We start from the raw sequence: 26232 nt of genomic DNA on the forward strand, positions 1-26232 counted from the left end.
CATCCATTTTGTTAGTGGTCAGTAACTGGTAACTTGGTGGCCATGGCGGAGCGGATGAGCGGATCCGAACGGCGTGCCCAGGTGCTGGCCATCGCGGCCGAGGAGTTCGCCGAGCACGGTCTGCACGGGGCCTCGACCGAGGCGATCGCGCGGCGTGCGGGCATCACGCAGCCCTACGTGTTCCGGATGTTCGGGACCAAGAAGGCCCTGTTCCTGGAACTCGTCGGGACGGCGTTCGAGCGTGTCAGCGACGGGATGCGCGAGGCGGCCGGAACGCGCGACGGGCTCGACGCGCTCTCGGCGATGGGCGCCCAGTACTTCGACCTGCTGGCCGACCGGACCTGGTTGTTGTTGCAGCTGCAGGGTTTTGCCGCGTGCGGCGACCCGGAGGTGAAGGACGCGGTCCGCGCGTGCTTCGCGCGGATGTGGGACACCACCGAGAGCGGCACCGAGCTCGAACCGGTGACGGTGAAGACGTTCCTCGCCTACGGGATGCTGCTCAACGTCGGCGCCGCGATGGACGTCGAGCAGGTCGATCAGACCTGGGCCGACGGGATCCGCACCAGGATCCAGCCGGGGTTGTTCGCCCACATCACGGCGGAGACCAACCGGTGAGCGCGCCGCCCGACGTCCGCGCTCGCCAGGACGGGCGGCTGAGCGTCGCCCTGGTGTGCACGGCGTTGGCCGGAGCGGTGATCGGAAGCGTCGGCGCGCCGCTGATCACTCCCGTCGCCACCGGGTTGCACGTGTCGCTCGACGCCGCCCAGTGGACCTTGACGGTCACGTTGTTCACCGGTGCGATCGCGGGTCCCGTGCTGGGCAGGCTCGGCGGAGGCTCGTACCGCCGGGTCACCATTCTGGCCACACTGGCCCTGGTCGCCGCGGGCGGTCTGCTGACAGCCCTGCCGTTGCCGTTCGCGGCGTTGCTGATCGGGCGCGGCCTGCAGGGGCTGGGCATCGCGGTGGTCGCGCTGCTGATGAGCGTGGCGCGTGCGCACCTGTCGCCGGAGCGCTCGGCGTCGACGATCGCCGCGCTGTCGGTCGCGTCGACCGTGGGCATCGGCGTCGGCTACCCCTTGATCAGTCTGGTGGACCAGCTCGCGGGTCTGCGCGCGGCGTACTGGCTCGGGTTCCTGATCTCCGCGGCCGCGCTGGTCCTCGCCTGGTGGGCGCTTCCTACCGAGGTTCCCGGACCACGACCCCGGATCGACGTCGTGGGTGCGCTGCTGCTGGCCCTCGGCACCCTCGGCGTTCTCACGGTCATCGCGGAGCGCTCCGCCTGGGAAAGCCCCTGGTCGGCAATCGGTCTCCTCGTCGGTTCGGCCGCCGTCCTCGGTGTCTGGACCGTCGTGGAACTGCGCACCTCGACGCCCCTGGTGGACCTGCGACTGCTCGCTCACGGGCCGGTCCTGCGCGCCAACGCCGCGATGCTCATCGCGGGCGTGGGGTTGTACCTGCTGTTCAGCCTGTTCACCCGCTACGTGCAGACACCGGCCGGCGCGCCGTACGGATTCGCGCTGCCCGGTGTTGCCGCTGGTGCGGTGCTGATCCCGTTCTCGCTGCTCGGTTTCGTCGCGGGAAAGGCGATACCCGGGCTCATCAACCGCATCGGGGGGTGGTGGGCGTACGCGTTGTCGACGGTGATCGCCATCGCCGGTGCGCTGCTGTTCGCCATCGGCGTCCAGTCGCTGGTGCCGGTGCTCGTGGCGATCGCGCTGCTCGGGTTCGCCGTCGGCGGAGTTTCCGCGGTGATGCCGACACTCGTGCTCGCCGGGGTGTCCCAGGCGGAAACGGCCAGCGTGCTCTCGATCAACCAGATCGTGCGCAGCATCGGGTTCAGCGCGGGCAGCGCGGTCGCCGGGTTCCTGCTGGCCGGCGCGACGCCGAGCGGCACGGCCCTGCCCCCGCAGAGCGGTTACGTCACGGCAGCGTCGTGGGCGCTGCTCCCGCTCGCCCTCAGCGCGCTGATCATCGCCACCCGACGTCGGGCACGAACATCGACCTCCTGACGGCTTCGCCACGAGTACCCTGGTCAGGCCCGGGGGCCGCGCGGTCATGCCGGGCCGAACGGGGGGCGCGATGACCGAGCAGGGCGAGACCGCGGGCAAGCGCCGGCGGCGGGCGTGGGGCGTGACCGCTGCGGTCGTGCTCGTGCTGGCCGGCGTGGCGGGTGTCGCGTTGCGGAGCCCCTCCCCGGTCGGGCACTGGAACTCCCGGTCCGGTCGCGACGCGTTCTTGGCCGACTACGAGCGGGCCTGGCAGGCGATGCCGCGCCCGGACGAAACCCTCGACGTGCGAACCGATTTCGGCTTCGTCCGGGTCTACCGCTTCGAAGGCGCCCCGAACGCGCGCTCGCAGCACCCGTTCGTCCTGCTGCCCGGCCGCTCCTCGCCGAGCCCGGTGTGGGCGGACAACATGCCCTCGTTGCTGCAGCTCGGCGACGTCTACGCGCTCGACCTGCTCGGTGAGCCGGGGCTGAGCGTGCAGGAGGCGCCGATCGAGGACTTCGCGGACAACGCCGCGTGGCTCGACCAGACCCTCGCCGCGCTGCCCGCGGAGAAGTTCCACCTGCTCGGCCTGTCGATCGGCGGGTGGACCGCCACCAACGCGGCCACGCACTTCCCCGGCCGGGTGGCGAGCCTGGTGCTGATCGACCCGGCCCGGACCTTCGCCGGCATCCCCGTCGGCACCGCCCTCCGCGCGATCCCGGCGTCGGTTCCGTGGCTGCCCAAGGCGTGGCGGGACTCCTTCACCTCGTACACGGCCGGTGGCGCTCCCGTCGAGGACGAACCGCTCGCCCGCATGATCGAGACGGCGATGAGCGCCTACACGATCACGCTCCCGCAACCCGAGCTCATCCCCGAGCAGGATCTCGCCGCGCTGGAGATGCCCGTGCTGGCGGTCCTGGCGGGCGAATCCGTCATGCACGACACCGCAACCGCCGCGCAGGTCGCCGAGAGGACGCTGCGCCGAGGCACGGTGGTCGTCTACCCCGGTGCCTCGCACGCGGTCGGATCCGAGCAAGCCGAGGCGATCGCCACCGAGATCGGCGCGTTCCTGGACGCCCAGCGCTGACGCAGTTCCTCAGCAGCTCTCAGATGCGGCCGACGAGCCTGTCGGGCGTGATGGGCAGGTCCCTGATCCGCACGCCGGTCGCGTGGTGGACGGCGTTGTCGACGGCGGCCGCAGCTCCGACGATGCCGATCTCCCCGATCCCCTTCGATCCCATGGGGTTGACGTAGGGGTCGTCCTCCTCGATCCAGTCCACCTCGATGTCCTTGACGTCGGCGCAGCTCGCGACGTGGTACTGCGCCAGGTCCTGGTTGAGGACGTGCCCGAAGCGCGGATCGACGTGCGCCTTCTCGTGCAGGGCCATCGACAACCCCATCGTCATGCCGCCGAGCAGCTGCGAGGCACCGGTCTTGGCGTTGATGATCCGGCCCGCCGCGAAGATGCCCAGCATGCGCGGCACCTGCACCTCCCCGGTGTCGCGGTGCACCCGGACCTCGGCGAACTGGGCGCCGAAGCTGTGCATCGCGAACCGGCCCCGGTACGGGTTGTCGGGGATCCGGCCGATCGCCGAGATGCCTTCCTCGGGCACCGGACCGCCTTCGGGCAGCTTCTCCCGCAATCGGCGGGCGGCGTCCACGATCGCCGAGCCCCAGCAGGTGATCCCGCTCGAACCACCGGCACCGGAGGCCCACGGCAGGTCGGTGTCGCCGATGCTCAACGTGATCCGGTCCAGGTCGGTGCCCAGCGCGTCGGCGGCGATCTGGGTCAGCGCGGTCCACGCCCCCGTGCCGATGTCGGCCGCACCGACCTGCACCCGGTACCGGCCGTCCGGGCGCGCCTGGATGCCGGCTCGCGTTCCCGGCATCGAGTTGACCGGGTAGGTGGACGCCGCGACGCCGACGCCCACGAGGAAGGGGCCTTCCCGGCGAGAGCGCGGTGCCGGAGCGCGATCGGCCCACCCGAACCGGTGGGCGCCTTCGCGCAGGCAGGCCACCAGGTTCCGGCTGGAGTAGGGCCGTCCGGTCTCCGGATCGGTGTCGGGGTCGTTGAGGATGCGGAACTCGACGGGGTCCAGGCCGCAGGCGATGGCCATCTCGTCCATCGCCGTCTCCAGCGCGAACATGCCGGGGCACTCACCGGGGGCCCGCATCCACGTCGGCACCGGGATGTCCAGCTCCTCCAGGCGATGGCTGGTCCGGCGGTTCGGCGCGGCGTACATCATGCGCGCGGGAACTCCGGCCTGCTCCGCGAACTCCTTGATCCGCGCGGTCTGGGCGACGACGTCGTTGCCGACGGCGGTCAGCTGCCCGTCGGAGTCGGCTCCGAGCCGCACGCGCTGGAACGTGGCGGCGCGATGACCGCCGAGCTGGAACACCTGCCTGCGGGTCAGGGCGAGCTTCACCGGTCGCGGTTGCACCCGCTGCGCGGCCAGGACCGCCGCGACGACGTGCGCGTGCACGGGTCCCTTGGAGCCGAACCCCCCGCCGACGTGCGGAGCGATGACGTGGATGTTCTCCCGGTCGATGCCCAGGAGCCCGGTCAGCGCGTCGCGCACCCAGTGCACGCCCTGGGTGGAGTCGTACACGGTGAGCTCGCCCTCGGACCACGCGGCCGTGGTGGCGTGCGGTTCCATCGCGACGTGGTGCTCCTGCGGCGTGCTGTAGAGCGCGTCGTGCACCACCTCCGACTCCGCGAGCGCGGCGTCGAAATCTCCCCTGCCGTCGTCGGTCTCGAATCCGCCGTTGACCCGCTCCGGGCGGACCAGGTCCGTGCGCTCGGGGCGCAGCACGACGTCGTGCCCGGCCTCCTCGTAGGACACCCGGACGAATTCGGCTGCGGCGCGCGCGTTCTCGGAGGACTCGGCGAGCACGACCGCCACGGGCTGGCCCCGGTACCCGACCTCGGGTGATTGCAGGATCGCGAGCTCGGCGTCCTCGGTGGAGCTCAGGACCGGTGCGTTCTGGTGGGTCACGACGTCGAGGACGCCGGGCTCGGCGAGCGCGGCGCCGGTGTCGATGGCGGTGATGCGGCCTCGCGCGATGGTCGACTGCACCAGGTGCGCGTGCACGGGGCCGTCGACGGGGTGCTCGGCGGCGTAGAGGGCTTGGCCCCGGACCTTCGAGTCCCCTTCGAGGCGGTCGACCGGGGCGCCGATGATCCGGGTGGCGGTGCTCATCGCGGCACTCCCGCGAGCTCGGAGAGCACGCCACCGATCATGTTGCGCACCAGCGGCACCTTGAACTCGTTGTCGGGCAGGGGCTCCGCCGCTTCCAGCTCGGCGTCGGCGGCCCTGGCGAAGGCTTCGGCGCCGGCGGGGCCGCCGCGCAGGGCGTCCTCGGCGGAGGTCGCGCGCCAGGGCTTGTGCGCGACCCCGCCCAGCGCGAGGCGCACGTCGCGGACCACACCGTCGGCGACGTCGATCGCGGCGGCGACCGACGCCAGGGCGAAGGCGAACGACGTGCGATCGCGGGCCTTCCGGTAGCGGGAGGTGGTGGCGAAGCCGAGCGCCGGGACGTCCACCGAGGTGATCAGATCGCCGTGTTCGAGCACGGTGTCCTGCTGCGGTTCGCGCCCGGGCAGCCGGTGCAGGTCGGCGACGGGCACGCTGCGACTCCCGCCCGGGCCGACCACGTTCACCACGGCATCTAGGGCGACCAGGGCGACGGCCATGTCGGAGGGGTGGGTGGCCACGCACTCGTGCGAAGCGCCCAGGATCGCGTGGTCGCGGTGGTATCCCTCGCGCGCCGGGCACCCGCTGCCGGGCTCGCGCTTGTTGCACGGGGTGGTGACGTCCTGGAAGTAGCCGCACCTGGTGCGCTGCAGCAGGTTCCCGCCGGTGGTCGCCAGGTTGCGCAGCTGCGCCGACGCTCCGGCGAGAACGGCCTGGGACAGCACCGGGAAGCGCTGCCGGACGAGCGGGTCCGCGGCCAAGGCGCTGTTGGTGACCGAAGCACCGATGCGCACCTCCTCGCCCCGGTCCTCGATCCGATCGGAGGTGAGTCGGCGCACGTCGACGAGCACGTCCGGGGAGGCGACCTCCAGCTTCATCAGGTCCACCAGGTTGGTGCCGCCCGCCAGGAACTCGGCACCGGCGGTGTGCGCGAGCACGCTCACCGCCGAGTCGACGTCGGCGGCGCGCTGGTAGTCGAAGGGCCTCATCGGTTCACCACCTCACCGACCGCGCGCACGATGTTCGCGTAGGCGCCGCAGCGGCAGAGGTTGCCGCTCATCCGCTCCCGGATCTCGTCGGGGAGATCGGCGCCGTCGGCGGTGACCGCGCTGGGTTCGCCGGCCTCCAGCTCCTCGATGGCGCCGACGGCCGACACCACCTGGCCAGGGGTGCAGTAGCCGCACTGGAAGGCGTCGTGATGGACGAACCCGCGCTGCACCGGGTGCGGCTCCGCGCCGTCGAGCCCTTCGGCGGTGCGCAGGTGAGCGCCGTCGTGAGCGACGGCCGGCATCAAGCAGCTGATCACCCGCCTGCCCTCCAGCATCACGGTGCACGCGCCGCACTGGCCGTGGTCGCACCCCTTCTTGGGGCTGATGATCCCGAGTCGTTCCCGCAGCGCGTCGAGCACGGTCGTGCGGGTGTCGACGGTGAGCCGGTGCTCGATGCCGTCGACGAAGAGCGTGATGTCGGCGTCCACGGGTCCTCCCCATCGTCGTGCCCTGCACCTCGCTTACCCGTGCCCGCGCGACCCCATGCACGGCTGATCAGTGCAGTTCGCTCCACGGGTCGGTCTTCTGGGCGAGTCGGCGCGCCATGTTCGCGCACCCGTAGGACTGCGGGGTCACCCGTCCGAGTTCGCCGAGGTCGATCGGCGTGGCCGCGGGAGCCCCGGGGCGCGCTCGCAGCGAGTAGGGCGCGATCATCGTCTGGCCGTAGGCGTTGCGGTTGATGTCGAGGAAGATCCGGCCGCCTCGCTTGTTCTTCCGCTGCTCGGTGGTCAACCGGTCCGGGTCGTCGGCCGCAGCGCGCTCGGCCAGCTCGCGCATCCGGGACCGGACCTCGTCGAACCCGAGATCGCCGTCCAGGGGCGCCGCGATGTGGAACCCCTTGCCGCCGGTCGCCTGCAGGTGCGGGGCGAGCCCATCATCGGTCATCCGGTCGCACATCCGCCGGACCACGTCGCGCAGCGTCGCGAGGTCGACGCCCTCCGGCGGGTCGAGGTCGAGCACCGCGAGCACCGGACGCTCCAGATCGTCCACTGTGGACAGCGCGATGTGGAACTCCAGGCAGGCCTGATCGGCGAGGTAGAGCAGCGTCTCCTCGTCCTCGACGAGCACGTGGTGCACCGGAGGGCCGCCGCCGCGCTGCGGCACCGAGGCGCGCGGCACCCGGTCGGGGAAGTGCTTCGAGGCCTCCTTCTGGAAGAAGCCCCCCGCCTCGATGCCGTCGGGGAACCGCCGCATGGTCACCGGCTTCCCCCGCGCGTGCGCGATCAGCACACCGGAGGTGGCGCGGTAGTAGTCGAACACGTCCTGCTTCCGCACGGAGTCCTGCGGGTAGAGCACCTTGTCCGGATGGGACGGCCCGGCGAGGCGCTCGACGTCGTTTCCAGGCATGACACCGCGATACCCGGGCGCCGGAACCGCCAATCACCTGGTCGTGAGCGGCGTTCGCAGCACATCGTTAAAACATTCGGGTGACAACGGGAACCTGCGGCCGTTGTTTTTGTTCCTATTGGCTGTAGGACGGTTACGACGAACGCCGAGCTGGGAGAACATCGATGAAGCAACACGTCTACGCCGAACTCATCGGCGGCCCGGAAGACGGCAGATCGTTCTTCATCCCCGCTGTGGACGCGGACTTACCCATGGGCGAGTTCGCGTTCCCCTCGCCTCGCGACGGGGAGTCGCCATGCTCGCCCTACGCCTGCTACAACCGGCGTGACCAGCGCCCCGACGGTGTGTGGCGCTACCAGTACGCCGGCGAGCACAACACCGCACCCTAGCGCCTCCGATCGTCAGAGCTGTGTGCCAAGCTGCGCGCATGCGGATCGCCACCTGGAACGTCAACTCGGTAGGAGCCCGGCTGCCCAAGCTGCTCGACTGGCTGGGCACGGCCGAACCCGACGTCGTGTGCCTCCAGGAGCTCAAGTGCGCCGAGGACGCGTTCCCGTTCGACGAGATCGGTGAGCTCGGCTACGAGACCGCCGCGCACGGCACCGGCCGCTGGAACGGCGTCGCCGTGCTCTCCCGCGTCGGGCTGACCGACGTGCGGCGAGGGCTGCTCGACCAGCCCGGTTTCCAGGCCGACGGTTCCATGTTCGAAACGCCCGAGCCCCGCGCGGTCGCCGCGACCTGCGCAGGAGTCCGCGTCTGGTCGGTCTACGTGCCCAACGGCCGCGAGGTCGGGCACCCCCACTACGACTACAAGCTGCGCTGGCTGGACGCGCTGCGCGCCACCGCCGTCGAGGAGCTCGCGGCCGACCGCCCGTGGGCCGTGCTGGGCGATTTCAACGTCGCCCCCAACGACGAGGACGTGTGGGACATCGCCGCTTTCGAGGGCGCCACCCACGTCACGCCGGACGAGCGCAAGGCGCTGACCTCGCTGACCGAGTCCGGCCTCACCGAGGTCTACCCCAGGCCGCTGAAGTACGACGTGCCGTTCACCTACTGGGACTACCGGGCGCTGCGGTTCCCGAACAACCAGGGAATGCGGATCGACCTCGCCTACGGCAACGAGTCCTTCACCTCCGCGGTCACCGACTCTTACGTCGACCGCAACGCGCGCAAGGGCAAGGGCACCTCCGATCACGCTCCCGTGGTCGTCGATCTCGCACTGGGCTGAGGGCCTCACCGCTGCGTCCGGGGCGCTAGCTTGCGGGTGACCGTTTCCGCGTGAGGAGTCCTGGACGTGTCCCAGTCGCTGTGCCACCACACCGCCACCGACCTCGCCGGGCTGATCCGCGCCGGTGAGGTCTCGGCCCGCGAGGTGATGCGGGCTCACCTGGAGCGGATCGACCGGTTGAACCCCCAGGTCAACGCACTGGTGTCGCTGGACCCGGAACGGGCGCTCGACGCGGCCGCGGCCGCCGACGAGCGGTGGGCCTCGGGCGAACCGGTCGGCCCCTTGCACGGGCTTCCGATCGCGCACAAGGACACCCACGACACCGCGGGCATCCGCACGACCCGGGGCTCCCCGCTGCTGGCCGACAACGTGCCCGCGCGCGACGAGCTCGTGGTCGAACGGCTCAAGGCTGCCGGCACGATCGTGATGGGCAAGACGAACGTCCCTGAGTTCGCGGCGGGGTCGCACACCTTCAACCCGGTGTTCGGCACCACCGCCAACCCCTACGCCCCGAATCGCTCGGCGGGCGGCAGCAGCGGCGGCGCGGCGGCGGCGCTGGCCTGCCGGATGCAGCCGCTGGCCGATGGCAGCGACATGGGCGGTTCACTGCGCAACCCGGCCTCGTTCTGCAACGTCGTCGGTCTCCGCCCGGCGCCGGGCCGGGTGCCCACGTGGCCGGACGCCGCGGCGTGGTCGACGCTGTCGGTCCAGGGCCCGATGGCGCGCACGGTCGCCGACGTGGCGCTGATGCTCTCGGCGATCGCCGGCCCCGACGACCGGAGCCCGATCTCGATCACCGAACCCGGATCGGTGTTCCGGGGATCGCTGGAAGCGGACCTGTCCGGACTGCGGGTCGCGTTCTCGCTGGACCTCGGCGGGGACCTGGTCGTGGACCCGCAGGTGCGCGCGGTGCTGGAACCGGCCGCGCGGGTGCTCGCCGGCATCGGCGGCCGGGTCAAGGAGGCCGCGCCCGACCTGACGGGCGCGGACGAGGTCTTCCGCACGTTGCGCGCCTGGCAGTTCGAGCTGGCCCTCGGCGAGCTCCGCGACGCCCACCCGGACCAGATCAAACCGAGCCTCCGCGACAACATCGACGCCGGACGGGCCCTCACCGGTGCCGCCGTGGGCCGGGCGGAACGGCTGCACACCGACCTCTACCACCGGATCCGCGAGTTCTTCACCCAGCACGACGTGCTCGCGCTCCCGGTCAGCCAAGTTCCGCCGTTCGACATCGAGCTCGAGTTCCCCACCGAGATCGGCGGCGTCGCGATGACCTCCTACCTCGACTGGATGCGCTCGGCCTACTGGATCTCGGCGACCGGGTGCCCGGCGATCTCCGTCCCCGCGGGCTTCACACCGGACGGGCGTCCGGTCGGCCTCCAGCTCGTGGCACCGCACCGCGGCGAGCGGCGCCTGCTCGAGATCGCCCACGCCTTCGAGCAGGCCACCCAGCACGGCCGGACGCTCCCCGGCCTGGAGTTCAGCGCCGCCCCCTAGAGACCTTCGACGAGGCGGAGCCGCGTTCGCTTCCACCCCGTCTCGCCCGCCGGGACGCCGGCGACCGTCGCACCGCTCGATGCCGTCTCGCAGCAACCGGACGGGCCTGGAAACCGCGGTTCGTGCTGCTGCGTTGCGCACCGGGCAGCGCAGCGGGGCTTCGCGCTCACGATCCACAGTGGACTGCTGTTTCGTGAATTTTCGCGACTGGCATGTGGAATCGGACGATCGCCGTCTTGATTCCCGTGGTGAACACAGGTTTACTCACGGGGGTGAACACGAGTTCACGTGATGAGTGAGGAGTCTGATGAACCCCGCCGGGTCCGCAACGTCGGCAACACGCAGTTCGAGATCGGTCATCTTCGTGCTCGCCTCGTGCGGGATCGCGGTATCCCTGATGCAGACCCTGGTCGTTCCGCTCCTGCCCGAATTCCCCCACCTGCTCAACACCACCGCGGCCAACGCGGGCTGGCTGGTCACCGCACCGCTCGTGGCCGGTGCGGTGTGCGCCCCGGTGACCGGACGCCTGGGCGACATGTTCGGCAAGCGCCGGATGCTGCTGTTATCCCTGGCCACGATGGCGCTGGGCAGCGCGGTCGGCGCGGTCAGCGACGACTTCGCGGCCGTGCTCGTGGGTCGCGTGCTGCAGGGCGCGGCGGTCGGCGTGGTGCCGCTGGGGATCAGCATCATGCGCGACGAGCTGCCCGAGGAGAAGGTGGGTTCCGGGGTGGCGCTGATGAGCGCGACGCTCGGCATCGGCGGCGCAGTGGGCCTGCCGATCACCGGAGTCGTCGCCCAGGAGCTCAACTGGCACTGGCTGTTCGCCGGTGCGATGGTCTTCGCCCTCCTCGAGATCGCCCTCATCCTGCGGGTCGTGCCCGAGTCCTCGTCGCGCACCGGCGGCAAGTTCGACTTCCTCGGCGCGGTGGGGCTGTCGGTCGCGCTGACCTGCCTGCTGCTGGCGATCTCCAAGGGCAACGAGTGGGGCTGGTCGAGCGTGCTCGTGCTCGGGCTGCTGGCGGCGGCTGTCGCGGTGCTGCTGCTGTGGGGCACCTACGAGCTGCGAGCCGGCGCCCCGCTGGTGGACCTGCGGGTCTCGGCCCGGCCGACGGTGCTGCTGACCAACATCGCCTCCGTGCTGGTGGGCATCGCGATGTTCACCGGGTTCCTGGTCGGCTCGCAGCTGCTGCAGGCGCCCTCCGAAACCGGCTACGGCTACGACATGTCGCTGGTGATCGCGGGCCTGGTCCTGCTGCCGATCGGCGCGGCGATGGGCCTGTTCTCCCCCGTTTCCGCCCGGATCTCGCGGCGGTACGGACCGCGCACCACGCTCATCCTCGGCGCCTGCGTCCTGGCGCTGGGAAACCTGGGCGGCTCGCTGATGCACGACCCGCTGCCGGTGGTGGTGATGAACCTGACCGTCGGTTCGATCGGCGGTGCGCTGGCCTACGGCGCGCTCCCGGCGCTGATCATGCGGTCGGTCCCCACCACCGAGACCGCCGCCGCCAACGCCCTCAACAGCCTGGCCCGGTCCATCGGAACCTCCGCGTGCAGCGCGATCGTGGTCGCGCTGACCACGGGTTCGCTGGTGCACGTGGCCGGTGGCACCTACCCGTCGATCAACGCCTACTCGTGGGTGTTCGTGGTCGCCGGCGGAGCGGGGCTGCTGGCGGCGGTGATCGCCGCGGCGACGCCGGGACCGCCTCGGTACGAGGCTGTTACCGCGAGGGTGGCCGTTGCGGTGGGGGGCTCGCGCTAGCCTGAGGTGCATGCCCACGGGGTCGATCGAGGAGCAGCGCCGCCACGCGTGCGCCACGCGGGAAACCATCTTGAGAGCCGCGCGGCGCCGGTTCTCCTCGTGCGGTTACGCGGATGTGACGCTGCGGGACATCGCGGCGGACGCCGATGTCAGCGCAGCGCTGGTGGTCAAGTACTTCGGCAGCAAGGAAGACCTCTTCGCGCAGGCCTCGGGATTCGAGCACGACGCCGAGAAGCTGCTGGACTGCGAGCTGCCGAGGCTGGGCGAGCACCTGGTGCGCACCCTGCTGGACTACCACGAGCGCACCCAGGGCGACCCGCTCGTGCGCGCGGTGTTCACCTCGTCCCGGCCGGCGGGCGGGCGGTTCCGGGACAACTTCGAGTCCCAGCTGGTCACCCGCCTCGCCGAGCGGCTCACCGGCCCGCGCGCGCGGCTGCGCGCGGAACTCGTCTGCAGCCACCTGATGGGCCTGGGAGCCGCCCGGCTGGTGCTGCGCACCAAGGCGATCAGCGCCGAACCCACCGAGGAGCTGGTCGCTCTCACCGCCCCCCTCATCCAGCGCTGGCTCGACGACCCGCTCTGAGCCGACCGCGCGCGTGAACGAGGTCAGGCCGAGCGGCCGAGGACCGTGGTGTGCGGGATTCCATCGAGGGCCTTGGCGAACTGCTCGATGACGTCGGCGAGCGGTCCCGCGCTCTCGTCGTGCACGCTGAGCACCTCGTCGACCAGCGACAGGTGCTTGTCGAGCAGGAAGAAGCTCTGCACGGCGTGACGGGCGCCGAGCGAGTGCACGACCGGGCGCAACGCGTAATCGATGGCCAGCACGTGCGCGACGCTGCCGCCGGTGGCCAGCGGCAGCACGGCCTTGCCGGCGAAGCCGAACTGCGGCAGCAGGTCGAGGAACGACTTGAGCAGGCCCGAGTAGGCGGCCTTGTAGGTGGGCGTGGCCAGCACGATCCCGTCGGCGGCCTCCACCTGAGCGACCGCGGAGGCGATGGCCGGATCGCTGACGTCCGCGCTCAGCAGCGCCTCGGCCGGCAGGGTCCGCACCCGGAGGTGCTCGGTGGTGCGCCCGTCTGCCGCAAGTCGCTGGGCGATGTGCTCGCCGATCTTCTCCGTCTTCGACGTGCGCGACGGACTACCGGAAATGACCAAAACGGTGGACACGACTGCTCCCTGATCCTGGTCCGCGAGCGGACCGATACCGGGTTCGGCCGATGACGGCGTCTCCCCTTCGACGTGTGGTTTCGTCAAAGGCGACAGGCCTGCGTCGTCACGCGCTGGAGGTCGACGTGCATCCGCCTGCTGAGTCTCGGAGAGGTCACGCCGACCATCGTCTTGGCCCCGCGGTGGGGTGTCAACGAACGGACGCCGGATCTCACGTGGCGGACAGCCCGATGGCCAGAGATGGCGTCGGCGAACTCCCCGGCCGCACCTCTGGCCATCGGGGTGTCCGGGCGACGAAGCTGTCGGGCGAACTACGAAGGAGGATTTCCCCATGTCATCTCGCCAGACCGCGCTGTGGCACCCGTTCGCGGACATGTTCGAGGTCAAGAGCAGCAGCTTCTGCGTCACCAAGGCCGAGGGGGTCTGGATCTACGACGACTCCGGACGCCGCTACCTCGACGGCACGGCCAGCCTCTGGTACGCCAACGCCGGGCACGGCCGCACCGAGATCGTCGAGGCCGCCGCGGCGCAGATGCGCGAGCTGGAGTCCTACTTCGTCTTCAACGACTACACCAACCGGCCTGCCGAGGAGCTGGCCACGAGGTTGTCGGAACTCGCCCCGATGCCCCGCGCGAAGATCTTCCTCACCACCGGTGGCGGTGAGTCCATCGACACGGCCGCGAAGCTCGCCCGGCAGTACTGGGCGCAGCGCGGGCAGCCGCAGCGCACCCACATCCTCAGCCGCGGCAACGCCTACCACGGCACCAACGGCATGGGCACCAGCATCGGCGGCATCGAGGCCAACCAGGCCGGGTTCGGCCAGCTCGTGCCGGAGACGGGGCGCGTGGCCCACGACGACGCCGAGAGCCTGCGGGAGGCCATCGACCGCATCGGCGCCGAGAAGATCGCGGCGTTCTTCGCCGAGCCCGTGATCGGCGCCGGCGGCCTCCACCCGCCGGAACCGGGCTACCTGGAAGCAGTGGCCAAGATCTGCTCCGAGCACGGCATCCTGTTCGTCGCCGACTCGGTGATCTGCGGGTTCGGCCGCGTGGGCACCTGGTTCGGCGTCGAGCGCTGGGGACTGCAGCCCGACATGATCACCTTCGCCAAGGGCGTCACGAGCGGTTACCTGCCGCTGGGCGGTGTGGTGGTCGCCGAGCACGTGGCCGAGCCGTTCTGGGACGAGCCCGGACGGGTGTTCCGTCACGGCGCGACCTACTCCGGGCACCCGACGGTGGCCGCCGCGGCGATGGCCAACCTCGACATCCTGGAGCGCGAGAACCTCCTCAGCCGCGCCGACGAGCTGGAGCGGCCGCTGCACGAGGCGCTTTCGAGTCTCGCCGACCACCCGTCGGTCGCCGAGGTGCGCGGCGGCGTCGGCCTGCTCGGCGCAGTGGAGCTCACCGCGGACGCACTCGCCGCGGGCGCATTGCCCACGCTGCAGAAGAAGATTCGCGAGCTCGGCGTGATCGTCCGCCCGCTCGGCAAGGCGCTGGCGGTCTCGCCGCCGCTGATCATCACCGAGGAGGAGATCGGGCTCATCGGCAAGGCGTTCGCCGAGGGCCTCGACTCCGTGGCCTGACCGCTGCGGGAAACGTCGGAGCGGTCACGACACGCCGTGACCGCTCCGACGCGCCCGGCACGCGATCGTCGTTCACCCCCTCGGCTATTACAGGGGCCACCGGCCTGGAACATCCCCGTTGTGGAACCGATACGTCCGGAGGTGGTCCCGACCAGCTTTCGTCACGTACGTTTTTCACCAGATCGAGCGTCATCGCAGATGGAGAAGGCTGTGGGTGACGTTGGCGATGTTCGCTTCAGCCCGCCGAAACCAGGGCTGATCAGCGGATTGCAAGGCCGTGAGCAAAAGGGGCCCCTGCGCACCAGGCACCCAGTAGAGTTGGCAAAATACGGCTTCCGGGTGATCGAAAGCGCAGTGGGGGCGGACGGAGGAACTCAACCAGGTGAACACTCAGACCGCACAAGTCGACGACCTTCGACTGATCGCGCTCCCGAGCGCGGTGAACTGCACCGAGATGTTCGTGCGGTTCTCCCTGGCCGAGTGGAGTCTGCGCGAGATGACCGACATCGCCACGCAGCTCACCGGTGCCCTGGTGACCGCTGCCGTGGACGCGGCCGACCAGAAGAACCCCGGTTTCATCACCGTCCGCCTGCGCCTGAGCGGTGAGAGCCTCGTCGCCGAGGTCCAGGACGAGCAGGCCACCGTTCCCCCGCAGCTCGCGCCCGGCTTCGCCGAAGGCCGCTGCGGTGCGAACGCGCTGCGCACCGGCGGCACCCTGGTGTGGTGCGAGATGCCGCTGCCCAGCGGCGTCAAGGCCGACTCGGTCCCGCTCCCCCGCCGCTCCCGCAAGAAGAACGCGATGGCACCGCAGACCACCGAGGAGACCGCCGAGGTCGACCCCGAGGTCATCAAGCGCCTGCTCTCCGGACTGAGCAACGGCGGCTTGGACTGACACCGGAGCAGCGGTGCCGTCCAACATGAGGTGGGTGGCGCGCTCGGGATCGGTCGACGACTTCCTGGCGCTGTACGAACCGTCGATGGCGACCGGGTGGACCGACAGCTCGGGCCGGTCCCTCCTGCACTGCGTGCTGGCGAACAAGGACCCGGCGGCTCGGGTCGCGCTGGCGAACCGCGTGCTGGATGACGGCGCCGATGCCTCGGCCCTGACGGAGGAAGGCCGGACGGCGGCTCACGTGCTGCTGGCGCAGAAGCGGCATGATCCCCCGGCGGAAGCGCCGCTGCTGGAGCGGTTGTTCGACGGGGGCGCGGACGTCAACCACGTCGTGAAGGCCGAGCAGGCCGGAACGCCCTTGTACGCGCTGGCGGAGCAGTTCCAGTTCCCCGACGAGTTCTTCGCCCCCTATTACGACGTCTTCTTCGCTCGGCCCGATCTCGACCTGACGAAGGGGACGCTGCACGGCCAGTGCGACATGTGGATCTTCCGCGGATGGTGGGATCGTCGGTCGGACCTCGTCCGGCGCGCTGAGGACTACCTGATGACGGTTGTTGGCATCCATCCTCGTGACGTGTGAGCACGGCGCGTGAGCGCGCACTCCTTCCTGCTCCCGCGGGTCACCTCGCCTGGATGACCTGCACCTTGTTTCGCCAGGCCGCACCCCGGGCACCTTCCGGGACATGGACCAGGCAATGTTCCGCTCCGAACTGGCACAGCAGCTGCGGGTGGACTCGGTGCGGTCCAGCACCGCCGCCGGATCCGGGCACCCCACCTCGTCGATGTCCGCGGCCGATCTGCTGGCCGTGCTGCTCGACGGGCACCTGCGGCTGGATTTCGACCGTCCGGACGATCCCGCCAACGATCACCTGATCTTCTCCAAGGGTCACGCGTCGCCGCTCCAGTACGCCGTCTTCAAGGCGGTCGGCGCCATCGAGGACGACGAGCTGCTGACGTTCCGCAAGTTCGACAGCAGGCTCGAAGGCCACCCGACCCCCGTTCTGCCGTGGGTCGACGTGGCGACCGGTTCGCTCGGGCAGGGCTTGCCCATCGGGGTCGGCCTGGCGCTCGCGGCCAAGCGGCTCGATCGCCTTCCCTACCGGGTGTGGGTGCTCTGCGGTGACAGCGAGATGGCCGAGGGCTCGGTCTGGGAGGCCCTGGAGCACGCGGGCCACGAGCAGCTGGACAACCTCGTCGCGCTGATCGACGTCAACCGCCTCGGCCAGACCGGACCGACCATGCACGGCTGGGATCTGGGCTCCTACGCCGCTCGTGCGCAGGCCGCGGGCTGGCGCACCATCGAGATCGACGGCCACGACCTCGACGAGATCGAAGCCGCGCTGACCGCGGCGGAGGACGGCGACGGGCGCCCGGTCGCGATCCTCGCCGCCACCCAGAAGGGCAAGGGAGTCTCCGAGGTCGCCGACAAACCCGGTTTCCACGGCAAGCCGCTGAGCCACGCCGAGGAGGCCATCGCCGAGCTCGGCGGCCTGCGCGACCTGCGGGTCAAACCCGCCAAGCCCGAGGAGGGCCTCTCCCCGCACGTGTTCGACACCGGCTCCAGCGGTCTTCCCGCCTTCGAGGAGGGCACCGAGCTGGCCACCCGCAAGGCCTACGGACAGGCGCTGGCGGCCCTGGGCGACCGGCGCGGAGACGTGGTGGCGATGGACGGCGAGGTGTCGAACTCGACGTTCAGCGAGCTGTTCCGCGACAGCCACCCGGATCGCTACTTCGAGATGTACATCGCGGAGCAGCAGATGGTGGCCGCCGCGGTGGGCATGCAGGTGCGCGGCTGGTGCGCGTTCGCCTCGACCTTCGCCGCGTTCCTCTCCCGCGCCTACGACTTCGTCCGCATGGCCGCGGTCAGCAGGGCCGACCTGAGGCTCATGGGCTCGCACGCCGGCGTGGCCATCGGCGAGGACGGTCCCTCCCAGATGGCCTTGGAAGACCTGGCCGCGTTCCGCGCGGTGCACGGCAGCACGGTGCTCTACCCGTGCGACGCCAACCAGACCGTGCAGCTGGTCGCGGCGATGGCCGACCTCCCCGGGATCAGCTACCTGCGCACGAGCCGCGGGGCGATGCCGGTGATCTACCCGCCGGACGAGCAGTTCCCGGTCGGCGGTTCCAAGGTGGTCCGGGACGGAGCGGACGTGACGCTGGTCGGCGCCGGGGTCACCCTGCACGAAGCGCTCAAGGCCGCCGACGTCCTGGAGGCGGAGGGGATCGGCGCGCGGGTGATCGACCTGTACTCGATCAAGCCCGTCGACACCGAGGCGCTGCGCAGGGCCGCGACCGAGACCGGGGGCCTGGTCACCGCCGAGGACCACTGGCCCGAGGGCGGTCTCGGCGAGGCGGTGCTCAGCGCGCTGGCCGATCAGCCGACGCAGGTGCGCGCGCTCGCCGTGCACGAGATGCCCGGTTCCGGCACACCCGCGGAGCTGCTGGGTCAGGCGCGCATCGACGCCACCGCCATCGCCGACAAGGCGCGCGAACTCGTGCGATGAGGGTTCCCGGGAGAGCCGACGGGGTATGGCGTAGGTGAGCGAGCGCGCAGGGCAGGAGGTGTTGTCGTGCTGGCCGATCGCGCGGACATGCTGCGGGTGCTCAGCCACGTGCAATTCCCGGCGACCAGGCGGGAGATCGTGCAGCAGTGCGAGGAGCTCGGAGCCGGGCCGGAGCAGATGGATCGACTCGACGAGCTGCCCGAGGGCACCTACGTCGAGGCCGACACGGTGCTGCAGGCCCTTCCCCACCCGATGCACGAGTGAGTCCACACCGGACTTCAGGTCTCCCGGTGCTGGCGTTGGCCGAAGCACGCGGCGATCAGGCCTGCCGCGGTGATCATGGCGAGCGCGGAAGCGGTCCACACCAGCCCGCTCAGCAGGGACAGCAACGACACCACCGCCGTCAGAGCGACAGCGGTGAACACCAGCACCTGGCGCAGCAGGCTCCAGCCGCGGTCGCCCTCGAACCGCTCGAACTTCTCCGCCAGTTCAGGCTCTGCGGCTTCCAGCGCCGATTCGATCTCGGCGAGCCTGTCCCGCTCGTGCTTGCTCAACATGACGAGCTCCTAGTGACGTCCCCTTTGACCCCAACGAGGTACTCGCTCCCCTGTTGCCGCAGGCGGCCCGTGGAGCCCATCCAGGCTCGCACGTGATCACCCGTCGTCCCTACGCTGCAGTCGGGTGATTTTCGGCGTGCCGAACGACGTCCCGGTGATCACCGAGCGTGTCCACCGACTACGAGTAGTGCAAGACGCCTTCGGTCCGCTGCGAGCCCAGCTCGTCCTGGAGCACCAGGACGTCCAGGTGCGCGGCGGTTTCCAGCACCGCCATCATCTGGTTGAAGACGTCGAGGTCGTCGAAGGCGCGTTCGCGGCGGGTCCAGGTCAGCGCCCGCGCGGCCTCGTAAGCGGTGCTCGCTCCTGCCGTGACGACCGCGGCGGTGGCCACCAGACGCGCGTCGTGGTGCGCCAGCAGCTCGTCGACGCGGTCGTGGACGCTGTCGGTGACCGGGCCGTGCGCCGGGAGCAGCCGCATGTCGGGCATCCCGCGCACCAGCCGCAGCGAAGCGAGGTAGTCCCGCAGCGGGCTGGCGGTGGGTGCCTGCTCGAACCCGATCGACGGGGTGATGTGCGGCAGCACGTGGTCCCCGGCGAACATCAGCCCGGCTTGTTCCTCCAAGAACACCAGGTGCCCTCGGGTGTGGCCCGGCGTGGGCAGCGCGCGCAACTGCCGCTCGGTGAGCCCGAGGTCGGTGGCGGCGTTGATCCAGGTGTCCGGCATCTCCCAGACGTGATGGCGCGATCCGCTGCTGCGCACGCTGAGCAGCTCGTCCCGGACCGGTTTGGCGCCGTGCTCGGCCAGCATCTCCAGCTGTCGGTCCATCGACCGGTGGTCGGGCGACATCAGGCGTTCGAGGGTGTGCCGCTCCTCCTCCCCGAGCAGCACCTCGGAGCCGTGCTCGCGGCGCAAGGTCAGGGCCTGGGTGTAGTGGTCCCGGTGAGCGTGCGTGACCAGGAACCGGGTGATGTCGCCCGGTCCCGCACCGATCTGCGCGAGCGCGGAGGTCAGCTGCTCGCGGGATTCCTCCAGCGCCCAGCCGCCGTCGACCAGGGTCAGCGAGTTGCCGTCGGTGATGGCGTAGACGTTGACCGCGCGCAGCCCGTCGTTGGGCAGCGGCAGCGGGATCCGGTGCACGCCCGGCGCCACTTCGAAGGCCCCCGGCTCCATCCACTCGTACCGCGACTCGCCCATGACGACACCTCCAGAAACCCGGTCCACCAGCTCTACCACACATACCAACCGGTTGGTGTGTGTTGGCGCTCACCCAGGTGCAGTAGACTCCCCGGATCCGGTAGGCCAGTCGTCCACTGTGGACCACGACGGTCGATTCCGGCCGGAACGCCCCGCCTCGGGGATCCGGGTTGACCGGGTGGGCGCGAGAGCTCTTGGTTCTCGCGGCCTTCCAGATCACGAACGGGCGGAGACCGCGTGTCGTTGCCGGACGAGCTCGCCGAACAGATCCTCGGGTCGATCATCGACGGCACCTACCCGGCCGGCGGCGCGCTGCCGTCCGAACCCGAGCTCGCGGAGCTGTTCTCGCTGAGCAGGTTGACCGTTCGCGAGGCCGTCACGACGCTGCGGGCGCAGAACGTCGTGCGCATCGAGCGAGGTCGCGGCACCTACGTCAACCCGCCGGCCGAGTGGACCTCGTTGCACTCGATGATCCGCGCCGCGACCTCCCCCGGCGCCGACCCGGAGGTCGCCGACGGCGCGCACGTGGCGCGCCGGGTGCTGGAGGGCGGGATCGCCGAGCTCGCCGCTCTCCACCGCACCGACGCCGACCTGGAGCGGCTGCGCGAGCACCTGCGGACCATGCGCGAAACGGGCGGTCCCGAGGCCCACGTCGCCTTCCACCAAGCGATCGTGCGCGCCACCGGCAACGTCTTCGTCCCGCTGCTGTTCGAACCGTTCACCCAGCTCCTCGCCGAGCTGCCCGCGGAGAGCGACCGCGACGCGCTCTCGCGGCACGAGCGGCTGCTGGCCGCCATCGAGGCTCGCGATCCCGCCGCGGCACGCCGGTTCATGGCCGCTCACCTGCGTTCTCACGACGAATCCGCGCGATCCGCGTAACCCCGGCAACGGCTGATCGTTGATCTCCCCGGGAATCCCGGGAGGTCTGGATGCGTCGCTCATTGCTGGCCCTGATCCTCGCACTGCTGACCGGCCTCGCCGGCCTGACCGCGGCCGACGCCGCCCCCGCGCCCGCGTGGACCGCGCGCGCCGAAGACCACCCGCGAGCGGTGGTCCAGACCGACGTCCCGGTGCGGATGTCCGACGGGACCGTGCTGCGCGCGGACGTGCGTCTGCCCGCCGATGCCGAGGGACGGCCGGTGCCCGGCCGATTTCCCGTGCTGCTGACCATCATCGCCTACAACAAGGCGCTCATGAGCGGTCCGGGGGCGAGCGCCCTCGGCGGCGATCCGGACTACTTCGCCAAGCGCGGCTACGCCCACGTCTCCGTCGACGCGCGCGGCACCGGTTCCTCCGGCGGTGACTGGCAGGCGTTCAGCGCGCGCGAGAACGCCGACTCCGGCGAGATCGTCAACTGGGCGGCCTCACCCGAACGCCCGTGGAGCAACGGGTCGGTCGGCATGCACGGCGCCTCCTACATGGGCATCAACCAGCTGTTCGCGGCGGGACACCGGCCACCGGGGCTCAAGGCGATCTTCCCGCAGGTCCCGGCGATGGACACCTACCGCGACGTGGTCGCCTCGGGTGGTGCCCTCGACGTCGGGTTCATCCCGCTGTGGATGGGGCTGGTCACCGGGGCCGGGTTGGTCCCGCCCGCCTACGGCGCCCGGGAGCCGGACAGCGCGCTGCAGACCTACCTCGACCGCGTTCAGGGCGCCACGAGCTTCACCGCACCGACCCTGCTGGAGGCCACGCTCGGGCTCAACGCGGCCTTCGACGGCCCCTTCTACGCCGAGCGCTCCCCCGCGAGCGTGCTCGACCGCATCGACGTGCCGACCTTCCTCGTCGGCGGTGAGTACGACCTGTTCCAGCGCGGGACCCCGATGGTGTTCGACGCGCTCCGCAAGCGCGGCGTGCCGGTCAAGATGATCTACGGACCGTGGGACCACGTGCAGGGCGCCGGTGACCACCTCGCCGAAGCAGGCCACGGCACGCTGCAGGAGCTCCAACTGCGCTGGTTCGACCACTACGTGCGCGGGCAGGCCGATCCTGCGCTGGACACTGACGTCCCGCCGCTGACCTACCACGAGATCGGGTCCGGGCAGTGGTTCTCCGCCGACCAGTGGATCGGCGAGCAGCGGGCGCGCAGCTTCCAGCTCTCCGGCACCTCGCTGCCGGGACGGCCGGGCGAGCTGGTGGATTCCGCGCCCCGCCCCGGTCAGAGCACCGTGCCCCCGGTTCCGGTCTCCGGGCTGTGCACGCGTTCGACCAACCAGTGGACCGCCGGTCTGCCCAACGCCGTCGGCATCGCGCAGCTCTGCGGCGACAACAGGTGGAACGACCTGTCCGGGACGGTCTTCGAGACCGCTCCGATGGCCGAGGCGGTCCGGATGCGCGGACCGATCAACGCCCACCTCAACGCCTCGACGCCCACCGGGAACGGGATGCTGTCGGTGTCGGTGTCCTCGGTGCCCCCCGACGGGTCGGTCGACCGGCTCACCGGCGGTTGGCAGGTGCTCTCGCACCGGGCGCTGGACGAGTCCCGCTCGCGCTACCTCGACGGGAAGCTGATCCAGCCGTTCCACCCGTTCACCCGGGAAGCGCAGAGCACCATGCGGCCCGGTGTCGCCGAACCGGTCGACGTCGAGGTGTTCCCGACCGGCGCGGTGATCCCCCCTGGCCACCGGCTCCGGATCGCGGTCCAGGCCTTCGACGTCCCCCACCTGCTGCCCACGGTGCGCGACCTGCCTGCGGCTCTGTCGCCGGTCACCCTCCACACGTCCCCGGAGAACCCTTCGGAGATCACGCTGCCCATCGTCCCGGCCTCGGAAGGAATCTGATGACCGCTGCGGTGACCGACATCGTCGACACCGACCGCTATCCGCTCAACGACCCCGGAGGCCCCGAGTGGGTCCGGGCCGTGGAGTCGGTGCGCGCGGACCTGCGCGACACCGGCTGCAGCGTGCTGCGCGACTTCGTGGCCGCCGAGCACCGCGAGGCGCTGAGAGCCGAGTGCGCGGGCATCGCCGACCGCGCCTACTACGAAGAGCAGACCGTCAACGTCTACAACACCGCCCCGGACGCGTCTCTGCCCGACGGACACCCGGGCAAGCGAACGACGTTGCGCGGCAACGCGTTCGTGGCGCGCGAGGACATCCCGGCGGAGCACCTCATCCACCGGCTCTACACCGACGAGCTGTTCCAGCGCTTCCTCGCCGACTGCCTGCGCAAACCCCGGATCCACCCGCTGGAGGACCCGCTCGCCGGCCTCGTGGTCAACATCGTCAACCCGGGCAAGGAGCACCCCTGGCACTTCGACACCAACGAGTTCGCGGTCAGCATGGTCACCCAGCAACCGGAGGGCGGCGGGGTCTTCGAGTACTGGCCGCACATCCGCTCGGCGGAGTCGGAGAACTTCGCCGACGTCGGCGCGGTGATCGACGGCAACGGCGGCGATCAGGTGCGGAAACTCCCGCTCCGGCCCGGTGATCTGCAGCTGTTCCACGGCCGCTACTCGCTGCACCGGGTGAGCGCCGTCGAGGGGGAAGTGGCCAGGCACTCGGCGATCTTCGCCTACAGTGATCGCCCAGGGGTGGTGGGAACCGCGGAACGCACCCGGCAGCTGTTCGGCCGGGTCACCGCGGCTCACGGCAACACCGCCCGGACCGACGACCTGCTCGACTGAGGAATGTCCACCAGCGGCTGACACCGCCCTTGAGAAGCAGATCCTAAAGACGAACGAGGTTGCTTTGCGCACCAGCACTTTCGGCAACGAGGACGCGCTCCCCCGCATCCCGCTGCCCACGCTCGAAGACAGCGGATCCCGGTTCCTGCAGTGGTGCGCGCCGCTGCTGACCGACGAGGAGCTGTCCACCACCAGGCAGGCCGTCTCCGAGTTCCTCGACTCCGAGACCGCCAAGGAGCTGCACGCTTCGCTCACGGCCTACACCGGCCAGGACGACGTGCACAGCTGGCTGGACGAGTTCTGGCGGGACCGCTACCTGGGCCGCAGGGACCGGATCGCGCTCAACGCGAACTTCTTCTTCCTGTTCAACGACACCGATGACGACCAGATCAGTCGCGCCGTGCGGCTCATCGCCGCGTCGGTGGACCACAAGCTGGCGCTGGACGCCGAGACCGTTCCGCCCACTACGCGCCGCGGCCAGCCGCTGTCCATGCAGCAGCACCGGTACCTGTTCTCCACCACCCGCATCCCGCGCGCCGAGCGCGACGGCGTGCGGGCTCCCCACACCCCCGGGCAGCCCGGTCCGAGCCAGGCCCGGCACATCGTGGTGTTCTTCCGGGGCAACGCGTTCCGGCTCGACGTGATCGGCCAGGACGGCGTCCCGCACACCCTCGACGAGCTCTCCGAGGCGCTGCGCGAGATCACCGCCACCACCGACCGCGGCCCCGGAGTCGGCGCTCTGACCAGCAACGACCGCGTCACCTGGGCGGCGAACAGGGAGGCCCTGCTGCTGGACAACACCGGTTCGGTCGACGTGATCGAGACGGCGCTGTTCTGCCTGGCCCTGGAGCACGAGCTCCCGTCCGACACCGGCGGCAAGTGCAAGCAGCTGCTGGCCGGAGACCCGACCGACCGCTGGTTCGACAAGGGGATCACGCTGATCGTGTTCCCCGACGGGGCGGCCGGTGTCAACGGCGAGCACTGCCTGCTCGACGGGACGACCATCGTCGAGTACGTCGACGCGCTGCTGACCGGGACCGCCGAGTCGCACTCGCAGGCCTCGGGAGCCGCCTCGCAGGGAGCACCGAAGCCGTCAGCGCTGGAATTCCGCCTCTCGCCGGAGCTCTCGGGTGAGATCGAGTCGGCGGCCAAGGACTACCAGGCCTACTCCGACGCGACCGCGACCCGCACCGTGAGCCTCGACTTCGGCTCGGAGCGCGCCAAGTCGCTCGGGGTGTCCCCGGACGCGTTCGTGCAGATGGCCTTCCAGCTGGCGCACCGCCGGTCGAAGGGCTTCACCGGAGCGACCTACGAGTCCATCGCGACGCGGACGTTCCACCACGGGCGCACCGAGGCGATGCGCGTGGTCACCCCGGAGATCCTCGACTTCGTCGCCGCGATGGAGGACCCGGGCGCGGACCGCACCACCCGCACCGAGGCGTTCCGGCGTGCGGCCGACGCGCACGTCACGCGCGCCAAGGAGTGCCAGGCGGGCGACGCGCCCGAGCAGCACCTGTGGGAGCTGCAGCTGATCGCGGCCCGCCGGGGCCAGGAGTTCGCTCCTGCGCTCTACACCTCGCCCGGGTGGCTGAAGATGCGCGACGACTACCTGAGCACCAGCGCCGCGCCGTCGGTGAACATCCAGTACTTCGGCTTCGGCGCCACCAGCGAGCACTGCATCGGCGTCGCCTACCTGCTGCTGCCGCAGAGCTTCAACGTGCACCTGAGCACGCCGCTGACCGTCGGCGAGCAGATGACCGGGTTCGCCGACCAGCTCGCGGTAGCGATCGAGGAGCTCACCGAACTCCTCGGCGCCGAGTCATGAGCCTGACCGGCGAGCACAAGGCCGACTTCAGCGACATCTACGTCCAACCTGACCCGCGGGCGTACGTCTCGACGCTGGAGCGCTTCGAGTACCAGATCCCGCAGCGCGCCACCCCGATCTTCCGCGAGGTGATCGGGGCGGCGCGCCCCGGGCGCGTGCTGGACGTCTGCTGCTCCTACGGCATCAACTCGGCCCTGCTGAAGTCCACGTCGGATCCCGCCGACGTCCTCACCCGCTACGCGGAGCCGGGCGTCGCGAGTCTGTCCCCGGCGGAGCTGGCCGCTCGGGACCGCGAGCGGTACGGCGGCGGGCTCGAGATCGTCGGACTGGACGTCTCCGAACCGGCGATCGACTACGGCCGCCGCTCCGGACTGCTCACCGACGGCTGGGCCGAGGACCTCGAGAGCACCGATCCCACAGCGGAGCTCACCAAGGGGGTCGCCGACACCGACCTCATCATCTCCACCGGAGGTGTCGGGTACGTCGGCCTCGCGACGTTCGAGCGGTTGCTCCAGGCGATCAACCGGCCGGGCGATCTGTGGTTGGCGATCTTCGTGCTCAGGGTCTTCGACTACTCGGAGATCAGCGACCTGCTGGCGGCGCACGGCCTGGTCACCGAACGCCTGCCCGGAACCTTCCCGCAGCGCCGGTTCGCCGACGCCGAGGAGCAGCGGGCCGCGGTCCACGACGTGCGGCTCCAGGGCCACGATCCCGAGGGCAAGGAATCAGCGGGGTGGTACCACGCCCACTGCTACCTCACCCGCCCGAAGGGCGCCGAAGCACCACCGCTCCTCGCCTGACCACCACGATTCGAATCTCGCGC

Annotated in this window: 25 protein-coding genes; 18 read left to right on the forward strand and 7 right to left on the reverse strand. The window is 70.7% G+C overall.

Annotated features, from left to right (window positions below):
* Positions 1 to 42 precede the first annotated feature (42 nt).
* The 3 genes from FHU35_RS00255 to FHU35_RS00265 all read left to right on the forward strand — a co-directional run bounded on the left by FHU35_RS00255 (position 43) and on the right by FHU35_RS00265 (position 3075).
* Positions 43 to 615 (forward strand): TetR/AcrR family transcriptional regulator, encoded by a 573-nt coding sequence (locus FHU35_RS00255; RefSeq protein ID WP_246109978.1) that lies wholly within the window; start codon positions 43 to 45, stop codon positions 613 to 615.
* Positions 612 to 2009: an MFS transporter gene (locus FHU35_RS00260; RefSeq protein ID WP_145735526.1), complete on the forward strand. Its 1398-nt coding sequence runs from the start codon at positions 612 to 614 to the stop codon at positions 2007 to 2009. The genes FHU35_RS00255 and FHU35_RS00260 overlap by 4 nt, the downstream gene beginning before the upstream one ends.
* A gap of 70 nt (positions 2010 to 2079) precedes the next feature.
* Complete coding sequence (locus FHU35_RS00265) at positions 2080 to 3075, forward strand: alpha/beta fold hydrolase (protein WP_186459195.1); 996 nt, start codon at positions 2080 to 2082, stop codon at positions 3073 to 3075.
* A gap of 19 nt (positions 3076 to 3094) precedes the next feature.
* Here FHU35_RS00265 and FHU35_RS00270 read toward each other — a convergent pair whose 3' ends face one another.
* The 4 genes from FHU35_RS00270 to ligD all read right to left on the reverse strand — a co-directional run bounded on the left by FHU35_RS00270 (position 3095) and on the right by ligD (position 7578).
* Positions 3095 to 5188, reverse strand: coding sequence for a xanthine dehydrogenase family protein molybdopterin-binding subunit (locus FHU35_RS00270; RefSeq protein WP_145735528.1), 2094 nt, complete (start codon positions 5186 to 5188; stop codon positions 3095 to 3097).
* Positions 5185 to 6171, reverse strand: a complete 987-nt coding sequence (locus tag FHU35_RS00275; RefSeq protein ID WP_145735530.1) for an FAD binding domain-containing protein — start codon at positions 6169 to 6171, stop codon at positions 5185 to 5187. Before FHU35_RS00275 ends, FHU35_RS00270 begins: the two co-directional genes overlap by 4 nt.
* A complete protein-coding gene (locus FHU35_RS00280) occupies positions 6168 to 6659 on the reverse strand; it encodes a 2Fe-2S iron-sulfur cluster-binding protein (protein WP_145735532.1) in 492 nt (163 codons plus the stop codon). Before FHU35_RS00280 ends, FHU35_RS00275 begins: the two co-directional genes overlap by 4 nt.
* A 67-nt stretch (positions 6660 to 6726) precedes the next feature.
* Entirely contained in the window at positions 6727 to 7578 is an 852-nt protein-coding gene (gene ligD, locus FHU35_RS00285) for a non-homologous end-joining DNA ligase (protein ID WP_145735534.1), read from the reverse strand.
* Positions 7579 to 7742: 164 nt separating this feature from the next.
* Here ligD and FHU35_RS00290 point away from each other — a divergent pair, with 164 nt between their 5' ends.
* The 5 genes from FHU35_RS00290 to FHU35_RS00310 all read left to right on the forward strand — a co-directional run bounded on the left by FHU35_RS00290 (position 7743) and on the right by FHU35_RS00310 (position 12645).
* Positions 7743 to 7967 (forward strand): hypothetical protein, encoded by a 225-nt coding sequence (locus FHU35_RS00290; RefSeq protein WP_145735536.1) that lies wholly within the window; start codon positions 7743 to 7745, stop codon positions 7965 to 7967.
* A gap of 38 nt (positions 7968 to 8005) precedes the next feature.
* On the forward strand, positions 8006 to 8806 hold the full coding sequence (locus tag FHU35_RS00295; protein ID WP_145735538.1) for an exodeoxyribonuclease III: 801 nt from the start codon (positions 8006 to 8008) through the stop codon (positions 8804 to 8806).
* A gap of 66 nt (positions 8807 to 8872) precedes the next feature.
* Entirely contained in the window at positions 8873 to 10303 is a 1431-nt protein-coding gene (locus tag FHU35_RS00300) for an amidase (protein ID WP_186459196.1), read from the forward strand.
* A gap of 397 nt (positions 10304 to 10700) precedes the next feature.
* Entirely contained in the window at positions 10701 to 12062 is a 1362-nt protein-coding gene (locus tag FHU35_RS00305) for an MFS transporter (protein ID WP_246109979.1), read from the forward strand.
* A gap of 10 nt (positions 12063 to 12072) precedes the next feature.
* Positions 12073 to 12645: a TetR/AcrR family transcriptional regulator gene (locus tag FHU35_RS00310; RefSeq protein ID WP_145735544.1), complete on the forward strand. Its 573-nt coding sequence runs from the start codon at positions 12073 to 12075 to the stop codon at positions 12643 to 12645.
* A 23-nt stretch (positions 12646 to 12668) separates the two neighbouring features.
* On the opposite strand, the gene ssuE is transcribed toward FHU35_RS00310, so the two are convergent.
* On the reverse strand, positions 12669 to 13229 hold the full coding sequence (ssuE, locus tag FHU35_RS00315) for an NADPH-dependent FMN reductase (RefSeq protein WP_145735547.1): 561 nt from the start codon (positions 13227 to 13229) through the stop codon (positions 12669 to 12671).
* Positions 13230 to 13560: 331 nt separating this feature from the next.
* Between ssuE and FHU35_RS00320 the strand changes: the two genes are divergently transcribed.
* The 5 genes from FHU35_RS00320 to FHU35_RS00340 all read left to right on the forward strand — a co-directional run bounded on the left by FHU35_RS00320 (position 13561) and on the right by FHU35_RS00340 (position 18471).
* Positions 13561 to 14811 carry an aminotransferase family protein gene (locus FHU35_RS00320; RefSeq protein ID WP_145735549.1) on the forward strand — a complete coding sequence of 417 codons (1251 nt, stop codon included), beginning with the start codon at positions 13561 to 13563 and terminating at the stop codon, positions 14809 to 14811.
* A gap of 382 nt (positions 14812 to 15193) precedes the next feature.
* Positions 15194 to 15703, forward strand: a complete 510-nt coding sequence (locus FHU35_RS00325; RefSeq protein ID WP_145735551.1) for an ATP-binding protein — start codon at positions 15194 to 15196, stop codon at positions 15701 to 15703.
* A 34-nt stretch (positions 15704 to 15737) separates the two neighbouring features.
* A complete protein-coding gene (locus FHU35_RS00330) occupies positions 15738 to 16283 on the forward strand; it encodes a hypothetical protein (RefSeq protein WP_145735553.1) in 546 nt (181 codons plus the stop codon).
* A gap of 103 nt (positions 16284 to 16386) precedes the next feature.
* Positions 16387 to 18207, forward strand: coding sequence for a transketolase (locus tag FHU35_RS00335; RefSeq protein WP_145735555.1), 1821 nt, complete (start codon positions 16387 to 16389; stop codon positions 18205 to 18207).
* A gap of 66 nt (positions 18208 to 18273) precedes the next feature.
* Positions 18274 to 18471, forward strand: a complete 198-nt coding sequence (locus FHU35_RS00340; RefSeq protein ID WP_246109980.1) for a DUF2795 domain-containing protein — start codon at positions 18274 to 18276, stop codon at positions 18469 to 18471.
* 14 nt (positions 18472 to 18485) lie between these two features.
* Here FHU35_RS00340 and FHU35_RS00345 read toward each other — a convergent pair whose 3' ends face one another.
* The gene (locus tag FHU35_RS00345) at positions 18486 to 18764 is read right to left on the reverse strand and encodes a DUF3040 domain-containing protein (RefSeq protein WP_145735557.1); all 279 of its coding nucleotides are present in this window, start codon (positions 18762 to 18764) and stop codon (positions 18486 to 18488) included.
* 178 nt (positions 18765 to 18942) lie between these two features.
* Positions 18943 to 19959, reverse strand: a complete 1017-nt coding sequence (locus FHU35_RS00350) for an MBL fold metallo-hydrolase (RefSeq protein WP_145735559.1) — start codon at positions 19957 to 19959, stop codon at positions 18943 to 18945.
* A 237-nt stretch (positions 19960 to 20196) separates the two neighbouring features.
* Here FHU35_RS00350 and FHU35_RS00355 point away from each other — a divergent pair, with 237 nt between their 5' ends.
* The 5 genes from FHU35_RS00355 (at position 20197) to FHU35_RS00375 (ending at position 26209) form a co-directional block, all read left to right on the forward strand.
* Entirely contained in the window at positions 20197 to 20838 is a 642-nt protein-coding gene (locus tag FHU35_RS00355; RefSeq protein ID WP_145735561.1) for a FadR/GntR family transcriptional regulator, read from the forward strand.
* 50 nt (positions 20839 to 20888) lie between these two features.
* Positions 20889 to 22739 (forward strand): CocE/NonD family hydrolase, encoded by a 1851-nt coding sequence (locus FHU35_RS00360; protein WP_145735563.1) that lies wholly within the window; start codon positions 20889 to 20891, stop codon positions 22737 to 22739.
* Positions 22739 to 23584: a HalD/BesD family halogenase gene (locus FHU35_RS00365; RefSeq protein ID WP_145735565.1), complete on the forward strand. Its 846-nt coding sequence runs from the start codon at positions 22739 to 22741 to the stop codon at positions 23582 to 23584. Before FHU35_RS00360 ends, FHU35_RS00365 begins: the two co-directional genes overlap by 1 nt.
* Before the next feature lie 64 nt (positions 23585 to 23648).
* Positions 23649 to 25409, forward strand: coding sequence for a choline/carnitine O-acyltransferase (locus FHU35_RS00370; protein ID WP_145735567.1), 1761 nt, complete (start codon positions 23649 to 23651; stop codon positions 25407 to 25409).
* Positions 25406 to 26209, forward strand: coding sequence for a class I SAM-dependent methyltransferase (locus tag FHU35_RS00375; RefSeq protein ID WP_145735568.1), 804 nt, complete (start codon positions 25406 to 25408; stop codon positions 26207 to 26209). The genes FHU35_RS00370 and FHU35_RS00375 overlap by 4 nt, the downstream gene beginning before the upstream one ends.
* Positions 26210 to 26232: the final 23 nt, after the last annotated feature.

Origin of the sequence: Saccharopolyspora dendranthemae (assembly GCF_007829955.1) — a bacterium.
GTDB lineage: Bacteria > Actinomycetota > Actinomycetes > Mycobacteriales > Pseudonocardiaceae > Saccharopolyspora > Saccharopolyspora dendranthemae.